General features: G+C 41.3%; 1 protein-coding gene. It reads left to right on the top strand.

Annotated features, from left to right (window positions below; all coding sequences use genetic code 11):
- The first annotated feature begins 170 nt into the window (after positions 1-170).
- Positions 171-1562, top strand: a complete 1392-nt coding sequence (locus QUA36_RS31130) for a hypothetical protein (RefSeq protein ID WP_333159601.1) — start codon at positions 171-173, stop codon at positions 1560-1562.
- Positions 1563-1904: the final 342 nt, after the last annotated feature.

The raw sequence follows: 1904 nt of genomic DNA, 5'->3' as shown, positions 1-1904 counted from the left end.
ACTACCTGCCTGAGCAGTTAGGCTAACCGTCCCACAAGCCTTTTGGCTTGTTTTAGGTTAAACGAATCGCACTTTTCCCTTGAAGTTAAAAAACTCACCCTCAAGCGGGCTTATAGCTATTGGGAAATCTTGAATTCATACCTCTATTCAGCAACGCCCTATATTGAACCATGAGCCGCAAAAACATCGCAACAAATATTGCTCGTAAACTGTGGGCCCAGTGTGGTGGCTTCTGTCAAAATCCGAGTTGCAATAAATACCTCTTCGCTGGAGTCGAGGATGATGTGGTCAGCCTTGCAAATGTAGCTCACATCATCGGTCATGGTAAGAGCGGTCCTCGAAGCGAGCATGAACTAGCCGACTACATTGATAGAGATGGCATAGCTAATTTGATAATGCTTTGTCTAGAATGCCACAAGATTGTTGATGAGCTAGAGAATAAATTTTCTGTTGAGCGAATGCAGGCATGGAAGGCCTATCACGAGAAGAAGATAAATTCACTCTTTGACTTTCCTCAAATTCGCAATGAAAGAGAACTACTTGAGCAAGTCAATGAGCTTTTGGCCGAGAACAGAGTTATTTTTGAAGAATATGGTCCTTTCTCGAAGCATGCATTGCAGGGCAGTTCAGGGGATGCGCTAACTATCTGGCGACGACAATGCCTAGACACAATTATTCCAAATAACCAAAGAATCGTTGGACTAATTGAGGCTAACAAAAGAAATTTTCCTTTCCCGTGGGAAGTTTATATACAAATGATGGGCTATAAACTTCATGCCGATTCTTTTCGAGATAACTGCCTATTAGAGAAAAAGGTTAACGACTACAAGCTATTTCCAAAAGAATTTGATGAGTTCATCAAACAGAGCCTTGGTCTGCCTGTAGAAAGCAGAGAGAATAGATCCGGAGAAGAAATTGAATTTAGAAAAGCGACTGTATCAAAATACATCGAAGATTTTTTGGCAACCCATTCTTTTATTACTCGAATGGAGAAGCTCAACATAGGAATGTTTGATGTTGAACTTAAGGATGGACGCAGCCTTCGAGTTTTTGCGACAGATACTTATTTCTTCACTGAATACACGTTTGAACGAGTCATGGCGATTGACCCAGCGGTTGATGCAATCATTTGCTCTAACCCTTATGGTACGTATACACGAGAAGCTAAAGCCCTCTGCATTGATCATAAGATTGGCTTATTTACGCTTAGGACTTTCATGGGTGCCATCCGCAAAGATTGTGATGAGTTTTTAAACTATCTCCTAACAGATCAGAGATCTAGTCGTCTTAGCTTTTTAAAATCTATCCTTAGTAAAGCCTCAGTCCCCCCAAGCTTTCAAGTGTATATATTTGGTTCGTATTTGAGGCGAGAACTTTACAACGATATCGATCTCATCGTCGTGTATACAGTCAGGGCAGACCAAGAATTGATTTCGTCAACATTAGATAGCATCAGTCAAGTGTTTGAAAAGCAAGCCTCACAGCTTGATATAACAGTATGCTCAGAAGAAGAGTACGCAGCTATGAGTTTTGAAGATGACAATCGCACTAGAATTAGGTAGTTAGCATCTATAAGGCAGCTCAACAATTCAAATGCAGTGGATGCTTGAAAGCCGCTGGTGCTGAATTCGAGATTATCTGCCGCCGCTGCGTTTTGCCGTTAGACCGCTATGTATGCGACATAAGCTACAGGTTGTAATCAAATAAACGCTAATCATTGGAGATCCTAATTGGAACTTCTAGGGATGGCAAGTACGACCATTGTTTGGAGAGTGAAGTGTGACTGCTAGATTCACAGTTGGAAATCTAATTTCGCGATCGCATTCTATCCCACATTCCGCAGTTCTGGCTTTAATGACTAAGGATTATCATACATTCAGTGTAGGAAAAATATCTGTGCCTAC

The sequence above is a fragment of the Microcoleus sp. Pol10D4 genome (genome assembly GCF_036701555.1).
GTDB lineage: Bacteria > Cyanobacteriota > Cyanobacteriia > Cyanobacteriales > Microcoleaceae > Microcoleus.
The sequence above is the reverse complement of the archived record's forward strand: the minus strand, read 5'-3'. Positions and strand labels throughout refer to the sequence as shown.